The 18,141-nt window shown below is 62.9% G+C and carries 17 protein-coding genes; 3 read left to right on the plus strand and 14 right to left on the minus strand.

The window, feature by feature from the left end; translation table 11 throughout:
- Nucleotides 1-225 precede the first annotated feature (225 nt).
- Both ACMKFF_RS00995 and ACMKFF_RS01000 read left to right on the plus strand, forming a co-directional pair.
- A complete protein-coding gene (locus tag ACMKFF_RS00995) occupies nucleotides 226-591 on the plus strand; it encodes a TSUP family transporter (RefSeq protein WP_349135446.1) in 366 nt (121 codons plus the stop codon).
- Nucleotides 588-968, plus strand: a complete 381-nt coding sequence (locus ACMKFF_RS01000) for a TSUP family transporter (RefSeq protein ID WP_418464858.1) — start codon at nucleotides 588-590, stop codon at nucleotides 966-968. The genes ACMKFF_RS00995 and ACMKFF_RS01000 overlap by 4 nt, the downstream gene beginning before the upstream one ends.
- On the opposite strand, the gene ruvX is transcribed toward ACMKFF_RS01000, so the two are convergent.
- On the minus strand, nucleotides 941-1,357 hold the full coding sequence (ruvX, locus tag ACMKFF_RS01005; protein ID WP_349135448.1) for a Holliday junction resolvase RuvX: 417 nt from the start codon (nucleotides 1,355-1,357) through the stop codon (nucleotides 941-943). The genes ACMKFF_RS01000 and ruvX overlap by 28 nt on opposite strands.
- Before the next feature lie 342 nt (nucleotides 1,358-1,699).
- Here ruvX and ACMKFF_RS01010 point away from each other — a divergent pair, with 342 nt between their 5' ends.
- A complete protein-coding gene (locus tag ACMKFF_RS01010; protein ID WP_419495769.1) occupies nucleotides 1,700-3,058 on the plus strand; it encodes an 8-oxoguanine deaminase in 1,359 nt (452 codons plus the stop codon).
- A gap of 48 nt (nucleotides 3,059-3,106) precedes the next feature.
- Here the strand turns inward: ACMKFF_RS01010 and citX are convergent, their stop codons facing one another.
- From citX to ACMKFF_RS01075, 13 genes are all read right to left on the minus strand, one after another.
- The gene (citX, locus tag ACMKFF_RS01015) at nucleotides 3,107-4,354 is read right to left on the minus strand and encodes a citrate lyase holo-[acyl-carrier protein] synthase (RefSeq protein ID WP_419495770.1); all 1,248 of its coding nucleotides are present in this window, start codon (nucleotides 4,352-4,354) and stop codon (nucleotides 3,107-3,109) included.
- Nucleotides 4,308-5,300, minus strand: a complete 993-nt coding sequence (locus ACMKFF_RS01020) for a [citrate (pro-3S)-lyase] ligase (protein ID WP_419495771.1) — start codon at nucleotides 5,298-5,300, stop codon at nucleotides 4,308-4,310. Before ACMKFF_RS01020 ends, citX begins: the two co-directional genes overlap by 47 nt.
- The gene (gene citF / locus ACMKFF_RS01025; protein WP_419495772.1) at nucleotides 5,293-6,822 is read right to left on the minus strand and encodes a citrate lyase subunit alpha; all 1,530 of its coding nucleotides are present in this window, start codon (nucleotides 6,820-6,822) and stop codon (nucleotides 5,293-5,295) included. The genes ACMKFF_RS01020 and citF overlap by 8 nt, the downstream gene beginning before the upstream one ends.
- 1 nt (nucleotide 6,823) lies before the next feature.
- Nucleotides 6,824-7,723 (minus strand): citrate (pro-3S)-lyase subunit beta, encoded by a 900-nt coding sequence (citE, locus tag ACMKFF_RS01030; protein WP_419495773.1) that lies wholly within the window; start codon nucleotides 7,721-7,723, stop codon nucleotides 6,824-6,826.
- Nucleotides 7,723-8,016 carry a citrate lyase acyl carrier protein gene (gene citD / locus ACMKFF_RS01035; RefSeq protein WP_367927608.1) on the minus strand — a complete coding sequence of 98 codons (294 nt, stop codon included), beginning with the start codon at nucleotides 8,014-8,016 and terminating at the stop codon, nucleotides 7,723-7,725. The genes citE and citD overlap by 1 nt, the downstream gene beginning before the upstream one ends.
- Nucleotides 8,017-8,041: 25 nt before the next feature.
- Nucleotides 8,042-9,253, minus strand: coding sequence for an NADP-dependent isocitrate dehydrogenase (locus ACMKFF_RS01040; protein ID WP_349135455.1), 1,212 nt, complete (start codon nucleotides 9,251-9,253; stop codon nucleotides 8,042-8,044).
- A gap of 37 nt (nucleotides 9,254-9,290) precedes the next feature.
- Entirely contained in the window at nucleotides 9,291-11,534 is a 2,244-nt protein-coding gene (locus ACMKFF_RS01045) for a hydratase (protein WP_419495774.1), read from the minus strand.
- Between the two features lie 597 nt (nucleotides 11,535-12,131).
- A complete protein-coding gene (locus ACMKFF_RS01050; RefSeq protein WP_419495775.1) occupies nucleotides 12,132-14,072 on the minus strand; it encodes a bifunctional 4-hydroxy-3-methylbut-2-enyl diphosphate reductase/30S ribosomal protein S1 in 1,941 nt (646 codons plus the stop codon).
- The gene (locus ACMKFF_RS01055) at nucleotides 14,057-14,674 is read right to left on the minus strand and encodes a lysophospholipid acyltransferase family protein (RefSeq protein ID WP_349135458.1); all 618 of its coding nucleotides are present in this window, start codon (nucleotides 14,672-14,674) and stop codon (nucleotides 14,057-14,059) included. Before ACMKFF_RS01055 ends, ACMKFF_RS01050 begins: the two co-directional genes overlap by 16 nt.
- Nucleotides 14,671-15,354: a (d)CMP kinase gene (gene cmk, locus ACMKFF_RS01060; protein WP_419495776.1), complete on the minus strand. Its 684-nt coding sequence runs from the start codon at nucleotides 15,352-15,354 to the stop codon at nucleotides 14,671-14,673. Before cmk ends, ACMKFF_RS01055 begins: the two co-directional genes overlap by 4 nt.
- A 194-nt stretch (nucleotides 15,355-15,548) precedes the next feature.
- Entirely contained in the window at nucleotides 15,549-16,781 is a 1,233-nt protein-coding gene (locus ACMKFF_RS01065; protein ID WP_419495777.1) for an NAD(P)/FAD-dependent oxidoreductase, read from the minus strand.
- A complete protein-coding gene (locus ACMKFF_RS01070) occupies nucleotides 16,756-17,619 on the minus strand; it encodes a MurR/RpiR family transcriptional regulator (protein ID WP_349135461.1) in 864 nt (287 codons plus the stop codon). Before ACMKFF_RS01070 ends, ACMKFF_RS01065 begins: the two co-directional genes overlap by 26 nt.
- The gene (locus ACMKFF_RS01075) at nucleotides 17,616-18,134 is read right to left on the minus strand and encodes a pseudouridine synthase (protein WP_367927634.1); all 519 of its coding nucleotides are present in this window, start codon (nucleotides 18,132-18,134) and stop codon (nucleotides 17,616-17,618) included. Before ACMKFF_RS01075 ends, ACMKFF_RS01070 begins: the two co-directional genes overlap by 4 nt.
- Between the last annotated feature and the right edge of the window lie 7 nt (nucleotides 18,135-18,141).

The following is an 18,141-nucleotide window of genomic DNA, read 5'->3' on the forward strand; positions in this document are numbered from 1 at the left end:
GATTAAAACATTTCATCAGGAATCCCGTGTGCTACGCACACTCGCATCGTGCTGACGCACGCTGCGCCGTCTCATGCAGAATCTGACGCGCCCTCGGCGCTATAAAAAGCTTTTAAAGCTTTTTATCAGATTCTAGTATAAACGCACATAAAACCAGCCCGCAGCGGAAACACTTCCGTTGCGGGCTTTTTCTGTCCCGATTTGAATCATCCGGAGGGATCGCGAATGCAGAAACGAGGAACATGGCTTCGGGCCGGGCTGACCGGCGCGGCGGCCGGGGCAGTAAACGGTTTATTCGGCGCCGGGGGCGGCATGCTGCTGCTTCCCCTGCTCCATCGCCTGACCGATCTGCGGGAGCATGAGGCCTTTGCCTGCAGCGTCTGCACGATGCTACCGCTGTCCGTCGTTTCTCTTGTTGTCTACTGGCTTCGCGGCGGTGAATTCCTGACTGCGGCCCTCCCCTATCTTGCGGGCGGCGCGCTGGGCGGCATTGCGGCAGGACTCCTGCTGCGCCGCCTGTCCGCCGTGTGGCTGCACCGCGCGCTCGGCGCGCTGATCGTTTGGGGCGGACTGCGCCTCCTGCTGCGATGAATGCGTGGTGGGCCGCAGCTCTCGCAGGCGCAGTCTGCGGCCTGCTCTCCGGCCTCGGCATCGGCGGCGGCACGCTGCTCATGGTCTGGATGACCGGCGTTGCAGCCCTCCCGCAGCAGACCGCGCAGGGCATTAATCTGCTGTATTTTCTGCCGTCGGCTGCCTGCGCGCTGTTCTTTCATATTCGCAACAGGCTGATCCGCTGGGATATCGTGCTCCCGGCCGCATTGGGCGGCTGCGTGACGGCGGCGATCGCCGCATGGATCGCCACGGGGCTGGACGTCTCGCTGCTGCGCCGCCTGTTCGGCGGCTTCCTGCTGCTCACCGGCCTGCGCGAGCTGTTTTTCCGTCAGCAGCGCGACAAGAACGCCAGATAGCCCTCGAGGATCAGCGAGGCGGCGACGGCGTCGACGGTATTTTTGCGCTTTTTCCCGTGATAATTGCAGTCACTCAGGATCTGGTGTGCCTCAACGGTCGTCCGCCGTTCGTCCCAGAGCACGACCTCCATGCCGCAGGCAGCCTGGATCGTGGCGGCCATCTCGCGGTACAGCGCCGCGCGCGGGCCCTCCGTGCCGTCCATATTGCGCGGGAATCCCATCACGAGCCGCTCCGCGCCGCTCTCCTGCACAAGTGCGGCAATGGCTTCCGCTGTCTGCTGCGGGCGGCGGCTGTGGATGACGGTCGTGCGGCCGACGATGCTGCCGCTCGCATCGGAAATGGCGATCCCCGTCCGGGCATCGCCGTAGTCAATGGCAAGAACTCTCATGGTGCCTCCGTGGTTTTTTACTTTACCAACACTGCACAATTGCAGCTTCAGCCTACGCCGGATATTTTTCGCCGATCCATCGGCTTGAAAAGGTTGAGGTACACAAAGTACATCTGCGCCTTTCAAGTCTTGTCTCGACAAAAAATTTTTCGGAGTTCTCTTGCTGAATTATGCGGTGCTTTTCTTTCATTATAGCATGCTTTTACGTACAGGACAAGGGAAATCAACCTGGCTGGAAGTTTCTTTCGACTCCGCTTCAAATCAGCATTGGCTTTATCTTCAAACTATGCTAAAATAAGAGAAAAGGCGGCGCTTCCCGCGCCGGACAAAGGAGGAACCCGCATGGCTTCCCTGCTCATTCGCGATCTTGACACCGTGGTCACCTGCGACGATGCGGACAGCGTGCTCCGGCACGTCGACCTGTACTGCGAGGACGGACGTATCCGCGCCATCGGCCCTGATCTTGCCGTTCAGGCCGACGAGGTGCTGGACGGCTCCCATCTGCTGTGCTATCCCGGCCTCATTAATACGCACCACCATCTTTATCAGCAGTTCTCGCGCAATCTTCCGGAGGTACAGAATCTTGAACTGTTCCCCTGGCTCAAGGCGCTCTATGAGATCTGGAAAAACCTCGATACCGAGGTCGTGCACGCTTCCTCGCTGACCGGCATGGGCGAGCTGATGAAAAACGGCTGCACGACCTGCTTCGATCACCACTATGTCTTCCCTGCCGGGTGCGGTGATCTGCTCGGCGCGCAGTTTGCGGCGGCCGACGAGCTCGGCATGCGCATGGTCGCCTCGCGCGGCAGCATGGACCTGTCCGTGAAGGACGGCGGCCTGCCGCCCGACAGCGTCGTGCAGAGCGTGGACGCCATTCTGGAGGACAGCGCCGCGCTGATCGAGCGCTGGCACGATCCGTCCTACGGCTCCATGCGGCAGATCGCGCTGGCTCCGTGCTCGCCGTTCTCCGTTTCGCGCGAGCTGCTGCTGCAGAGTGCGAAGCTGGCGCGGCAGTATCATGTCCGCCTGCACACACACCTTGCCGAGACGAAGGACGAGGAGCGCTACACGCTTGACCGTTATGGCCTGCGTCCGCTTGCCTATCTCGAGTCGCTCGGCTGGGTCGGCCCGGACGTCTGGTTCGCGCACGGCATCCACTTTACAGACGCGGAGCTCGACCTTCTCGCAGAGACCGGAACGGGCGTGGCGCACTGCCCCGTTTCCAACATGAAGCTCTCCTCCGGCGTGGCGCGCATCCCCGAGATGCTGCAGCGCGGCATCCACGTCGGCCTCGCCGTCGACGGCTCAGCCTCGCAGGACGGCTCCGATTTGCTTGAAGAGATCCGCATCTGCTATCTGCTCCATCGCCTGCATTCCTCGGCCGCTGCGCCGAGCGGCTACGACGTGCTGAAGCTCGCCACGCGCGGCTCCGCCTCCCTGCTCGGGCGCGACGACATCGGCTGCCTTGCGGTCGGCAAGTGCGCGGACCTGTTCCTCGTCGATTCTCGGCGGCTCGAGCTCGTCGGCGCGTGCTATGATCCCAAAAACGTCTTCGGCACGGTCGGCCTGCGCGCCCCGGTGGATTACACCGTGGTCAACGGCTGCATCACCGTCGCGCACGGCAAACTGACCGGCATCGATGAGGCCGAAACAGCCGAGAATGCCCGCCATGTCTGCGACCGCTACCTCGGCAAAAACTGATCTCAAAACAATTGCTCCCCTCCCGGAAATGCGGGAAGGGAGCGATTTTTATACGGACAGCTCTGTCCAGAAATCCAGACTGCGGAAAAACAGCGTCAAGGCCAGCAGATCGGCGCTGCCGCCGGGGCTGAGGTTGCGGCGCGTCATTTCGGCGTCCAGTGCCGTGAGCTCGGCCTCCCACTGTGTCTGCGGGAGCCGGAGAATGCGCTCCGCTTCATTTTGCGCAAAGGCCAGACCGGCCTCTCCGCCGCGGTAGAGCAGGTTGCTGTCAGACAGATGCGTCATGCTCCACAGCAGCACACCGAGCGGCGGCTGGCTGCGCGTGGCCTGCAGCAGGGCCTGCAGCGAAGGAAAGCCATCCATGGCCTCCTCACGCGCGCCGGGGCGGCCGTAGCGCCGCCGGACCTGCGAGCCATGCGTTCCGACAGGCGGAGCCAGCGCTGCGGCATCGGCTGCGGCAAGCGAAAATACGGACTCCTGCGCGCCGCTCAGATGCCTGCCCATCGCCGCCAGCAGCAGCGAGAGTGCATACAGCGCGCCCTTGTGCGTGTTCACGCCGCCGGTCGCCTGCAGCATCTGTGCCTCTGCCTGCCGTCCTGCATTCTGCAGCTGCGCAGGTGCAGCGCCGTCCAGCCCGAGGCGAACCATCCGGCAAAACCACGGCCGGAGCGTCTCTGCGCTGCGGAGCATGAGCAGAAGGTCCATATCCGTGTGTGCGCCATTCGTGCGTGCGTCGACAAGGCCGGGCTTCGGGGAAAGCGCCGCCTCCTCGCGAAGGGCATCCGCCGCCAAATTGCTGAGCGTTGTGCAGGCAAATTCTGCGAGCCTGCGGGCAGTCTCGGCGCAGATGGCATCCAGCCCATGCGCGCGGCTGCGGGAGCAGACCGCAACGGGTCCGCCGCAGACGAGGCAGCGGCGCATTTCCGGCCGCGAGAGCTTTTCTCCCGCGGCATCCAGCACATCCAGATCGTAGAGCCGCCCGACCTCCGTCGACTCCAGCTCCATGCAGACGTCCTTGAGCGCCTGCGCCGGGCGGTCATATACCAGCAGGGCCTCGCAGCCGGTCACGGCTTCCGTCAGGCAGCATGAAACCGGTCCGCCGAGGCGTTTTGTAAGGGCGGCGACGCCTGCCTGAAAGGCAAAGCGCGACAGCGGCGTATCCTTGACAGGCCCTGCCATATTCATCGTAAACGAAACGAGCGGCAGGCCATACTGCGCAAGCAGCCGCTGCTGCCGCCCGGCCCGGTTCTCACGGGCAAGGAGCACCTGCTCCAAAGAGACTTCGACAGGCTTCATAGGTCGTTTTCGGGACCAGCGCGCGCACGGCGGCGAGATCGCCCTCCTGCAGGCGCGCACGGACTGTGGTGGCGGAGATCGCGTTCAGACGCGGGATCTCCGTAACATGGATGCCATAGGCGGGCAGAATGGCCTGCATACGGCGGTTATACTGCGCCGTGACGGCGCACGTCGGCTCCTGACCGACAAAGCGCTCCGTGATTTGGAGCGCGGGCGCGATCGCGCTGCCGAACAGCGTCAGGTCGAGATCGCATTTTGCCTCCGGCGCGCGGGCCTGATCCTTGAGGAAATAGGCCGGGAACGTCGCGGGGCTGATGAGATAGTCGGCGCCGGGATAGGCCCGGACATTCGGCAGATCGGCAGTTCCCTCGCGCACCAGCCGCAGGCGCAGCTCCGGTGGGAACAGGCTGTCCGTGTCGCTGAGGACAAAGACAAGGACCTGCGCGCAGCGCGCGGCGGCATAGGCAATGAGATGCCGGTGCCCCAGTGTGAACGGGTTGGCATGGCAGACGATGCTACCGACCGGCCGCTCCGGCCCGACCGGGATACCGGACAGAAAACGGCGCAGCCCGCCGCGGCCATGCTCCATCATCAGCATGTCCGCCGTCTGCGCCAGCGGCGTAAAGCCGAGCGAGCGGAACAGGCCGCTCTTTCCAGGCGCGGTAAACAGGAACGGGTGCGGCACGCCGTGGGCAGTTGCGTCCTGCAGCAGGGCCGAGACGACCTCGGCGCAGGCTCCGCCGCCCTCGGCCTCCGGCGAGACGGCGATCTGGCGCAGGACCTTGCCGCTGCGGGTGCCGCAGGCGAGGAGCGCACCGTCGTCTGCCAGCAGCAGCGCCGTGCACTCCCCCGCCTCCTCGAGCCGCAGCCCGGCCCCGGTCAGCAGGCGCGCATGGGCAGCCTGCAGACCGGGCGGGACAGCGGTGCAAAGCAGCAGATCAGGCATCCTCGTCGATCTGGCGGATGACGTCGATGATCGTATTGTCGCGATACATCACGACGCCGACGACGCGGTCCTTATAGCGGATCGGCTCCGGCACGCCGACGATCTTTTCGGCGCGCTGCTGGAGCTGCTCGATGGTAAAGACGTGCAGCCCGGCCTTCTCAAGCTTCTCCTTCACGTCGGGGCGGCGCGGATTGACGGCAATGCCCTGATCCGTCACGACGACGTCCACGGCGTCGCCGGGCGTGACGACCGTGTTGACGTGCTTCACGATGGTCGGGATACGGCCGCGCGTCAGCGGAGCGACAACGACGGACAGGCTCGCGCCCTCGGCCGTGTCGGGGTGGCCGCCGATAGCGCCGCGGATGACGCCGTCCGATCCGGTCAGAACGTTGACATTGAAGTCCGTGTCGATCTCCAGCGCAGAGAGCACAACAAAGTCCAGCTGATCGACGGCGGAGTCCACGAGATAGCTCGCGTAATACGTTGCGCCGATCTGATGGTGGAAGTGGTTATTTTTCAAGGACTTGGCCGCATCGAGATCAAAGCTCTGCACGTCGAGGATGCGGTCGATGAGGCCCTCCTCGTGCATGGCCGTGATCTGGCCGGTGATGCCGCCGAGGGCGAACCGGCAGTGGATGCCGCGGTCGAGCATCTTCTGACGGAGGAAACGCGCCGTGGCGAGCGAAGCGCCGCCGGAGCCCATCTGCATGGAGAAGCCGTCATAGAGGTAGCCCGCCGCGTCGATGACATTGGCGGCATTGCGGGCGATGAGCAGCTCCTTCGGGTCCTTCGTGTAGCGCGTTGCGCCGGACATGATGCCCTTTGGGTCGCCGATGTCATCCGTGACGACAACGTAGTCGACCTCGTCCTCCGGGATGGCCCAGGGAGCGTTCGGATAGGCGACGAGATGGTTCGTGATGATCACGACCTCGTCGGCATAGGCGGCGTCCGGGCGGGCGTAGCCCAGCGAGCCGCAGGCGATGCCCTCATCGTCATTGCGGCTGTAGCCGTTGGCATTGCCGTAGGGGTCGCACGACGGCGCGCCGAGGAAGGCGACGTCGATGTGCAGCTCACCCGTGCGGATGGCAGAGGCGCGCCCGCCGTGAGAGCGGAACACGACCGGACAGTCCATCAGGCCGCGGGAGACGGCCTCCGCCAGCTCGCCGCGCATACCGGACGTTTCGATGTGCGTGATAACGCCGTTCTGAATGTGGCGGATGAGCGGAGCGTGAATGGCTGAAAGCGACGAAGCTGCAAGCTTAAGATCGTGGAAGCCCATTTCTGCAAGCTTATCGAGCACCATATTGACGATATGGTCGCCGTTGCGGAAATGGTGGTGGAAGCTGATGGTCATGCCGTCGCGCAGGCCCGTCAGGCGAATGGCATCCTCCAGCGAGGGGACGACCTTGTTCTGGTGGTGATAGCGGTCGGCAAACGTCTCGGTGACGCGCTTGCCCACGCCGTGATATTCTCCGTGGTGCGCGATCTCGTCCAGATGCGGAATTTGATGCAGGTCCGGCATGTCAAATCTCCTCCACTTCATCGATCTTGCTGCCCGCCTCATAGAGGTCGAGCAGGCGGCGCGCGCGGGTGACGACCGGCTTGTCGATCATCTTGCCCTTGAGGCTGGCGACGCCGCTGCCGCGGGCGTTGGCCTCCTCAATGGCGGCCATGATGAGGCGCGCTTTGTTCAGATCTTTCTCGCTGGGCATGAAGACGCGGTGCAGCGGCTCGATCTGCCGCGGGTTGATGACGGACTTGCCGTCGAAGCCGAGCTTCTTGATGAGCATTGCCTCGGCGAGGAAGCCCTCCTCGTTGTTGACGTCGGAATAGACGGTGTCCAGCGCGGCGATCCCGGCGGCGCGGGCCGCATTCAGGATCATGCACCGGGCAAACAGCAGCTCGATGCCGTCAGAGCGGGTCGTCTTCAGATCGGTGACGTAGTCCTCTGCACCGAGGGCGATGCCGATGAGGCGGTCGCTGGCGCGGGCGATCTCCGCCGCGTTCAGAACGCCGTTGGCGCTCTCAATAGCTGCCATCATGCCGGTCGTGCCGACGGGGATGCCGGACTCGCGCTCGATGCGGGCGATCTCGCGCTCACAGTCGATCACGTCCTGTGCGGAGTCGGTCTTCGGCAGGCGGACGACCTGCACACCGGCGCGCACGACGGCCTCGAGGTCCTCGATGCCGAGGCCGCTCGAAAGATCGTTGATACGGACGACGGTCTCACGCGAGCCGAAATTCAGGGAGCGCAGCGCATTGTAGACGAGCAGACGCGCGGCGTCCTTCTCCGTGTAGGCCACGGAGTCCTCGAGGTCGAACATGATGCTGTCCGCGCCATAGATGTGCGCGTCGCGGATCATGCCGGGGTTATTGCCGGGAACGAACATCATACTGCGGCGCAGTCTGTCTTTGATATACATCACTTGACCTCCCAACGATACGCGGCAGAGCCGGCGCTGCGGAACAGCGCGGCCGTGACCCGCGCGCGGATGGTGCAGTCCAGTGCGCCCTTGTCCACGGCGGTCACGGCGGCGTTTTCCACGCCGTATTCCGTGAGCGTTTCCGTGATGACGCTGCGGATCTGTGCGCCGAATTGCTGCAGAACATTGCTGGTCAGATCGATCTGAATGCCGCCGGCCTCCGCCGGCTCCAGCGTGACCATGATGTCATTGGACTCCATGGTGCCCGCCGTGGCTGCTTTGCGCAAATCCATTGCATAACCCTCCTGCATGAGCCGGTCAGAGACTGGCTTCGAGATTGCCGCGGACAGCGGCGAGGAACGCTGCGGACGTTACGGCATGCGCCTGCACGCCCTCGTCCACGAGGCCGACCAGATCCTTCGTCATCGTGCCCTGATTCAGGGTCGTGAAGCAGGCCTGTTCGAGCTTGTCGGCAAACTGCTCCAGCTCCGTCAGGCCGTCGAGCTGGCCGCGCTTGCGCAGGGCGCCCGTCCAGGCGAAGATGGTCGCCATCGGGTTCGTGGAGGTCTCCTCGCCGCGCAGATGGCGGTAATAGTGCTTTGTCACGGTGCCGTGAGCGGCCTCATACTCCGTCGTGCCGTCCGGCGAGACAAGCACGGACGTCATCATGGCAAGGCTGCCGAAGGCCGTGGAGACCATGTCGCTCATGACGTCGCCGTCATAGTTCTTGCAGGCCCAGATGAAGCCGCCCTCGCTGCGGATGACGCGGGCAACGGCGTCGTCGATGAGGGTGTAGAAGTAGGTAATGCCGAGCTCCTCGAACTTCGCGCGGTAGTGCTCGAACTCCTCCTCAAAGACCTTCTTGAACTCGCCGTCATAGATCTTGGCGATGGTGTCCTTCGTGGAGAACCACAGATCCTGCTTCGTATCAATGGCATACTGGAAGCAGGAGCGCGCAAACGAGCGGATGCTCTTTTCCTTGTTGTGGGCGGCCTGCCAGACGGCGGGGCCGTCGACCTTCTGCACGAGAAGCTCCTTCTTCTCGCCGCTCTCGCCGACGAACGTCAGCGTGGCGGAGCCGGGCTCGGTCGTGTAGAGGTCGACCGACTTATACACGTCGCCATAGGCATGACGGGCGATGGTGATGGGCTTTTTCCAGTTCTTTACGACGGGATGGATGGTGTCGATGCAGATGGGCGTGCGGAACACGGTGCCGTCCAGAATGGAGCGGATCGTGCCGTTCGGGCTCTTCCACATTTCGGTGAGCTGCGGATACTCCACCATGCGCTGCTTGTTCGGCGTGATGGTGGCGCATTTGACGGCCACGCCGAGGCGGCGGGTGGCGTTGGCGGCCTCGACCGTCACCTGATCCTTCGTCTCGTTGCGGTGCAGCAGGCCGAGGTCATAATACTCGGTCTTCAGCTCCACAAAGGGCAGGATGAGTTCGTCCTTGATCATCTTCCAAAGGACACGGGTCATCTCGTCGCCGTCCATCTCCACCAGAGGGGTCGTCATTTTGATCTTTTCCACGCTGTTGCTCCTCCTGTCAGTTATGAATGTTATGGATTCAGTCCGCGATGCGCGCGGCGTAATAATTCATCAGGCAGCCGTCCAGAATGATCTCGCGCTCATCCTGCGTCAGGCCGCGGATATGCAGCATCAGGTCCTCAACGGAGCCGTCCTTGCGGATGACCTTCGCGGGGATATCCTCGCGGGCCTCCTCCACGGCTCGGCGGACGTCCGGGACGAATACGCAGTCGCCGTCGGCATAGTCAAACGGGGTGCCCTCGTCGATCGTGAACGGCAGGATGCCCCAGTTGATGCAGTTCGAACGATAGCGCTTCGTCGCATAGCTGTAGCAGATGTTGGCGAAGCCGCCCAGGACCTTCTGACAGGAGGCGGCCTGCTCGCGGGCAGAGCCGTCGCCGGGCTTGTTGGCGAAGACGGCGGAGCCGAACTGCGTCGTTCCGGCCAGTGCGGCAGCGTCGCCGACGGCGGACAGAACAGCCTTCAGGTGCTCCGGCAGCTTGCCCTCGCGCCGCTCGGCCTCCTGCGCGGCGATGTCCTTCGCATGGCCGACATATTCCGGCACGCGGCGGCTGAGCGTAAACTCGGCCAGACGCAGCGGATTCGAACGGTAGGACGACGTCTCGCCGGACGGGATGAGCTCATCGGTCGTCGTGACCGGGTCGTGGATGACGGCGGCCAGCTCGACGAGCAGGTTCTCGGTCAGCGGGTACATCTTCGGCCAGTCCGTGATGTTCGGGCCCATGACGAGCTCAACGGAGGGATCGGCCTTGCCGAAGCCGTAGTAAATGCGGTTGTCATAGACCGCACGGTCGAAGTGATAGGGCTGCGGCTCCGCAACATAGTCCATGTCCGTCGCGGGCGTGATGCGGCCGCCGTTGGCAGCCGTTGCGGCGATGGAGCGCGCGTCCATGAGGCACACGGCGGCGAACTGGCCCTCGCCGGGCTTCGAGCCCTCGCGGTTCGGGAAGTTGCGCGTCGTATGGCGCAGAGACAGGCCGTTGTTGGCGGGGACGTCGCCTGCGCCGAAGCACGGGCCGCAGAAGCTCGGCTTGATGACCGCGCCGGCCTCGAGCAGCTGTGCCGTCGCGCCGTTGCGCGTGAGCGCAAGCGAAACGGGGACGCTCGTCGGATAGACGTTCAGGCTGAATTCGCCGTTGCCGGTCGAGCCGCCGCGCAGAATGTCGGCAGCCTCGGTGATATTGTCGAACAGGCCGCCGCTGCAGCCCGCGATCACGCCCTGATCTGCCCAGACGCCGTCGTCATGCAGCTTGTCGGTCAGCTTGACATGGGCCTTCGGGAAGCGGCGGGCAGCATCCTGCTCGACCTTCTCCAGCAGCTCCTTCGCATTGGCAAGGAATTCCCGGATGGGATAGGCGTTCGAAGGATGGAACGGCAGGGCGATCATCGGCTCGACTTTGTCCAGCTCGATGGTGATCATCTTGTCATACCAGGCTTCTCTGCCCGGATGCAGCTCTGCATAGTCCTGCGGGCGGCCGTGCGTCTCAAAGAAGCCGCGCGTGATCTCGTCCGTCTCCCAGATGGAGGACAGGCAGGTCGTCTCCGTCGTCATGACGTCGATGCCGTTGCGGAAATCGATGGGCAGATTTGCGATGCCGGGGCCGCAGAACTCCAGCACGCAGTTGTTGACAAAACCGCTGGCGAACGTTTCCTTCACAAGAGAAATGGCAACGTCGTGCGGGCCGACGCCGCGGCGCGGCGCACCGGTCATGTATACGAGAACGACCTTGGGCATGTTGACGTCCCAGGTGTTCTTGAGCAGCTGCTTGGCAAGCTCCGGACCGCCCTCGCCGACTGCCATCGTGCCGAGCGCGCCGTAGCGCGTGTGGGAGTCCGAGCCGAGGATCATCGCGCCGCAGCGCGCGAGCTCTTCACGGGCATAGGAATGGATGACGCTCTGGTTGGCGGGCACATAGATGCCGCCATACTTCTTCGCGGCGGACAGGCCGAAGACATGGTCGTCCTCGTTGATGGTGCCGCCGACTGCGCAGAGGCTGTTATGGCAGTTCGTCAGCGCATACGGGATCGGGAATTCCTTCATGCCCGAGGCGCGCGCCTGCTGGATAATACCGACATAGGTGATGTCGTGCGAAACCATGGCATCAAAGCGGATCTTCAGGCGCTCCGGGTCGCCGGACGTGTTGTGCGCCTGCAGGATCTGCCATGCCATGGTCTGCTTTCTCGCTTCGTTTTGGGGAATGGACGCCTTCTCCTCCGGACGGCCGTCTACGAGATAGATGCTGTTCTCATGAAGTTGAATCATAATGCCACCCCTGGTTTTGTTTTGAAAGTATTTTCCGGCCGGCTTCCTCACCGGCAGGAATTTGAATGCCCCGAGGGCGCAAGGCCGCTCGTGGTACGTTTGTAGTGTAGCATATGCGCATGCATTCGTCAAGCGTCGGTTGGAAGAAGCTGGAATACAGGGCTTCTCTTTTTGGTACATTTGTTTTTGCTATGTGGACAGAAAACTTATACTTTTGTCTATTTTGCACAGAGATAGCTGCATATTCCACGCACGGTTGGCTCATAAAAGATGCATATCGTGGTTAATTATCCATGTCTTTCTCCGTCAAAATGAAAAAAGTGGAGCAGGCTCACCTGCTTAGCCTGTATTGTCCGAAAGTCTCGCAGAGTTCGCCCCCGCAGGAGGCGAATCAAGTGGAATCATTTTCTCCGGCGGCGTGTACGCCGGAGAAAATACAGCTCAGTCCGTCAGTGTGCGGCTCGTTCGCAAAAGCGGACAGCCGTGCGCGCAGCGGACTGCATCCCTTTGCCGGGAAAGGCCGAAGGGCTTTCCCGATTGAAAAAAAGTGGAGCAGGCAAACCTGCTCCACCAAATATAATGCGATATTGGAATAATTTAGTCCTCGTCGTTCTGCGGAACGAGCAGAGCGCGGATGGACAGAGAGATGCGCTTGCGGTCGGTGTCGACGTCGATGATCTTCGCCTCGACCTCCTGGCCCTCCTGCAGGGCGTCGGAAGCCTTCTCGACACGATGGTCAGAGATCTGGGAGATGTGGATCAGGCCGTCAACGCCGGGCATGATCTCGGCAAAGGCGCCGAAGTCGACCAGCTTGACAATCTTCACGGTGACGACATCGCCAACGGAGTACTTCGCGAGGAACTGGTTCCACGGATTCATCTCCGGGGTCTTGTAGCCGAGGGAGATCTTCTTCTTCTCCGGATCGAACTTCAGAACGAAGACTTCGATCTGGTCGCCGGGCTTCACGACCTCACCCGGCGTGCGGATGTGGCCCCAGGACAGCTCGGAGATATGGACCATGCCGTCCACACCGCCGATGTCGACGAAAGCGCCGTAGGAAGTCAGGGACTTGACAGTGCCCAGATACTTCTTGCCGACCTCGATCTCGCTCCAGAGCTTCTCAACGGCAGCCTTACGGGCCTCGGCGTTGACCATGCGGATGGAGCCGACGACTCTGCGGCGGGCACGGTTGAACTCGGTGATCTTCATCTTGACGGTCTGGCCCTTCAGCGCGGACATGTCGCCGCCCTTGGGGATACCGGTCTGAGAAGCCGGGATGAAGACGCGAACGCCCTTCACATTGGCCACGAGGCCGCCCTTGTTCTCTTCGGTGATAACGCCCTCGACCGTGTCCTTGTTCTCGGCAGCGGCCTCAACGTCGTCCCAGACCTTCATGCCGTCCAGCTTCTTCTTGCTGAGCTGCACGGTGCCCTCCTGATCGTTGACGCGAACGACGAAAACCTCGATCTCGTCGCCGACCTTGAGGATATCCTCCGCCTTGACGGTAGGATCTGCGCTGACTTCGTCATACGGAATGTAACCGGCATGCTTCGTGCCCAGGTCTACCTGGATCTCGGTGTTTCCGATTGCGGTAACAGTGCCAAGCACCTTATCTCCTGTATTTAAAGTCTTGATGCCCTGGCCGAGAAGCTCCTCAAAGCTCTCCTCCGCAGCTGCATCAACGGTAGTATTGATTTCGCTCATAGTGTGGTTGACCTCCTTTATTATCCACGCAGGCGTCGAAGCTCCTGCTGTGATGCCAATGGTTCCGGCCTGCCGAAGCTTCGGCAGATCCAGCTCTGACGCGTTGTCCACAAGGAAGACCTGCGGGCAATGCGCGGCGCAGATATGCGCCAGACGCCCGGTGTTGGAACTTTTCCGGTCGCCGACCACGATCATGGCGTCGCACTGCGCAGCCAGCGCAGCGGCTTCCGCCTGTCGATTTTCGGTCGCTTTGCATATTGTATCAAAAAACTCAAGATTTGTACACACTTTTTTTGCGATTTTCTTGCAGGAATCCCATAAAAACTGCGTACTTGTGGTCTGTGAGACCATGGTAAATGGCAGATCGTGTCGTTTTGGGTCGTCATCGAGCCATTTCTGCAGGGCTTCGCCGTCCGGGAAGACGAGCGGATGCCTGCACCAGCCTGCGATGGCCACGACCTCCGGGTGCTCCGGTGTGCCGATGATGAGCGGCTGGCGGCCGTTTGCCTCAGCCTCCTGTACGATACGGTGGATGCGGCTGACGAACGGGCATGTTGCATCGATGATCTCCAGCCCGCGCGCCTGCAGCGCTTCATAGACGGCGCGCGAGACGCCGTGCGAGCGGATGATGACGGCGCTTCCCCCCGGGACCTCCTCGGGAGAGGCGATCTCCCGCACGCCGAGCGCGGCAAAATGCTGCACGACGTGGTGGTTATGGATGATCGGCCCGAACGTGACGGCGCGCTTTCCTTCGCGCACGGTCTGCTCCACCAGACCGACCGCGCGGTCGACCCCGAAACAGAACCCGGCCGAAGCAGCTACGCGGACGGACATTGCATGCCTCCGAGTGCATAGCACTTATCCATCATTTCCTGCGTCAGGTGCTCGAGCTCATCGGACGACGGGCGGCGACCCTCAAACTGCGGATGATAGGCTTCGCCGAACACGAGTGTCAGGGGCGCCCAGAAACGCTTCTTGCGCGTCAGGAACACCGGAACGATCGGCGCGTCCGTCCGGCAGGCGAACGTCACGGCGCCGACATGCGGGTGGGAAACATCGCCCTCGCGCACGCGCGTCCCCTCCGGGAAGATGAGGAGCTTGTCCCCCTCGCGCAGCACGCCGAGCGCCGTTTTCACGGCATGGATATCGTTGGCCTCGCGGTCGACCGGGAAAGCGCCGAGCTTTGTAATGAACCAGCCGAGCACGCGGTGCGAAAACAGCTCTTTTTTTGCCATCGTGCGGAAAATGCGCTTCTGATGAGAGCAGACGATCACCCAGATCGCGTCGGAGAACGAGCTGTGATTACAGCAGATGACGGCGGGGCCGTCCGGAATATTTTCAAGACCGCGGACATGGACGATCGGATGCGCGAAACCCATGAGGATGCGGATGGGCCAGAAGACTGCGTGGTAGAATTTCTGCGGAAAACCGCTCATACTGTGACCTTCTTCCGAATGAGCTTTAAGATTGCGTCGATGCTCTCCTGCAGCGTCATGCCGGAGGTATCGAGCAGCACGGCGTCATCCGCGGGGCGGAGCGGCGCAATGGCGCGGTTGGAATCCCGTTCATCGCGGGCGATCAGATCGGCAAGGACGGCCTCATAGGTGTCAGGAGTCCCCTTCTCCTGCAGCTCGAGCCAGCGGCGGCGCGCGCGTACCTCAGGCGAGGCAGAGAGGAATATCTTCACATCGGCATCCGGCAGAACGACCGTGCCGATGTCGCGCCCGTCCATGATCACGTCATGCGTGCGGGCGACCACGCGCTGCTGCTCCAGCAGGAACTGACGCACGACCGGCAGGGCCGAAACGCGGGAGGCCGCCGTGGAGACTGCGGGCGTGCGGAGCTCGGAGGAAATATCGGCTCCGTTCAGCCAGACGTGCTGCACGCCGTCCTCCGTCCAGCGGAGCTCAAGCTGCAGCGACGGGAGCAGAGCCGAAACGGCAGCCTCGTCCGACGGATCGATGCCGCGGGAAAGGGCCGCGCAGGCCACCGCGCGGTAGATCGCGCCGGTATCGACATAGACAAAGCCAAGCTCCGCCGCGGCTCTGCGCGCAATGGTGCTCTTTCCTGCGCCGCCGGGGCCGTCGATCGCGATGCTGTAATGCTGCTTTTCCATGTTGGATCCTGCTCTCCCATTCAAATACTGAGAAATATTATACTCGAAAATAAAATTCTTGTCAACTTCAAATTGTGCCGGATTCCCTGCTAAACGTCCAAAAATTGCGGTCTCCGCAGCGGAAAAACTGAAAAAAGTGAACAGAGACCGCGCAGTGCTCGCTGCACAGTCCCTGTTTTACGCACATTATTCTATTACAGTACCTGTGCCGCCGCATGCGCCGTGGCCCATGCGATCTGCAGATTGAAGCCGCCGGTGTAGGCATCGCAGTCGATGAGCTCGCCCGCAAAATACAGGCCGCGCACGAGCTTCGAGGCCATGGTCTTTGGGTCGATCTCCTTTGTGCTGACACCGCCGCGCGTGATAATGGCCTCCTCCACCGGCCGCGTGCCGGAGATGGGGATCACAAAGCGCTTCGTCTCCTCGAGCAGGGCGCGCCGCTGCTGCCTGGTCAGGGAATTGGCGCGCAGCGCCGGGTCGATGCCGGCGCGCCGCAGCAGCACGGGGATCATGGAGTGCGGGAAGAGGTCTGCCAGCGCATTTTCCATGCTGCGGTTGGCATAGGCCTCGAGATCGCGCAGGAAGCGCGCATCAAGCTTTCCCTCGTCCAGCGCAGGCTTCAGATCGAGCACGAGGGAATAGGACTTCCCCGGCTTCAGATGCGCCGAGGCCGACAGGACCGTCGGGCCGGAGACGCCGAAATGCGTGAACAGCAGCTCGCCGAAGTCCTGATAGACCGTTTTCCCCTTTTCGTCGCGGAGCTGCACGCCCGTGTTGCGCAGGGACAGGCCCTGCATCTCGGCGCAGGCTTCATCCGGGCTCACGAGCGGCACGAGCGAGCCGCACGGCGGCTGGATCGTGTGCCCGGCCTGCTCCGCCAGACGGTAGCCGTCGCCGGTCGAGCCGGTCAGCGGATAGGACGCGCCGCCGGTGCACAGCAGCACCGTGCTGCATGCGACCGGGCCGTCCGAGGCCAGAACGCCGTTTATCGCGCCGTCCGCGATCGAAAGGCCCGTCACCGTCGTCTGCCGCCGCTCGACGCCGCCGCGCTGCAGCGCGCGCTCCAGCACGTTCAGAACATCGGCGGAGCGGTCCGAGACGGGAAACACGCGGTTGCCGCGCTCGACCTTGAGCGGGCAGCCGCCCTGCTCAAAAAAGGCCATTGCCGCTTCCGGCGGGAAGGCCGCCATGGCGCTGTAGAGGAAGCGCCCGTTGCGCGGAATATTTTTCAGCGCCTCTTCGGCGGTGCAGGCATTTGTGACATTGCAGCGGCCCTTGCCGGTGATGAGGAGCTTTTTGCCGCAGCGGCTGTTTTTTTCGAGCAGGAGGATCCTACGCCCGCGCGCGGAGGCCTGAACTGCGGCAAACAGCCCTGCCGCTCCCCCGCCCACGATCACGGCGTCAAATGTGGACTTTTTCATAGACATGGTACTGATCCCAGACCTGCTCCAGGCGGTCGAGCGTCTGCGCGGTCTCGTGCTTGCGGCGGGACGTCAGCGCGACGATCAGGGCGTTGACAACGCTCATCGGCGCGACGAGCGAATCCACGAGCGAGACCATGTCGCTCTTGGCCGTGAGCAGATAGTGCGCGCTGCGGGCGATGGGGGCCGTTTCGGAGTCCGTCAGGGCAATGACCTGCGCGCCTGCCTCGCGGCAGTACTGCAGCGCCTTGCCCGTCGCCGTGGAATAGCGCGGGAAGCTGATGCCGATGACGGCGTCCTGCGGCGAGATGCGGACGAGCTGCTCAAAGACCTCGCTCGTCGACGGCGTCGTGATGAGTCGGACGTTTTCAAACATATAGTGCAGGTAATAGCTCAGGGAGCTCGCGAGAGCCGCAGAGGAGCGGACGCCGAGCACATAGATGCAGCGCGCCTGCAGCAGGGCCTCCACCGCGCCGGAGAAGGCCTCGCGGTCGAGATGCTCGTTCGTATGGCGCAGCCGGTCCATATCCGCCTGCAGGATCGTCGAGACGACGTCCTGCTCGCCGAGGCGCTCATCCGTGACCTCAATGCGCTGCACGGAGGTCAGGCGGTTGAGCACCATTTCCTGCAGCGCGCGCTGCATGGCGGGATAGCCGTCATAGCCCAGCTCCGCCGCAAAGCGCACGACCGTCGACTCGGACACCTGCGTGATCTTGCCGAGCGCGCCCGCCGTCAGGAAGGCCGCCTTATCATAGCTCTCCAGAATATAGGTCGCGATGCGGCGCTGGCCCTTGGAGAATGTTGTCAGCTTGTTATGTATGTTCGTCAGGATGTCTGCCGTCATACAGGATCTCCCCCTTCTGTTTCCTGCCGCAGCGCGGCAAGCTCCGCTTCGGTGAGCGGACGCCATGCGCCGGGCGCGAGCGTTCCGAGCTGCAGCGGTCCCTCTGCAATGCGCCGCAGCCGGAGCACCTCCAGCCCGGCCGCCGCGCACATGCGGCGGATCTGGCGATTTCTGCCCTCGTGGATCGTGATGAGAAACCGGCCCGGCGCGGTCTGCTCGACCTCCGGCGGGCGGATGCGATAACCGTCGAGCACGAGCGGACGCCGCAGCCGCTCAGCCGCGCCGTCCAGAGGGCCGCGGGCCGTGACCTCATAGACCTTGCTGATCTCGCGGCGCGGGTGCATCAGCCGGTCGGCCAGCGCGCCGTCGTTCGTAAAGAGCAGCAGGCCCTCAGAATCATAGTCCAGCCGCCCGACCGGATAGACGCGCGTGCCGCAGTCTACGAGCGAGGCGGCCGTTCGGCGGCCGCGTTCATCCGACAGCGTTGTGATATAGCCGCGCGGCTTATAAAGCATCAGATAG

Source organism: Faecousia sp. (genome assembly GCF_048519415.1).
Classification (GTDB): Bacteria; Bacillota; Clostridia; order Oscillospirales; family Oscillospiraceae; genus JAZOXB01.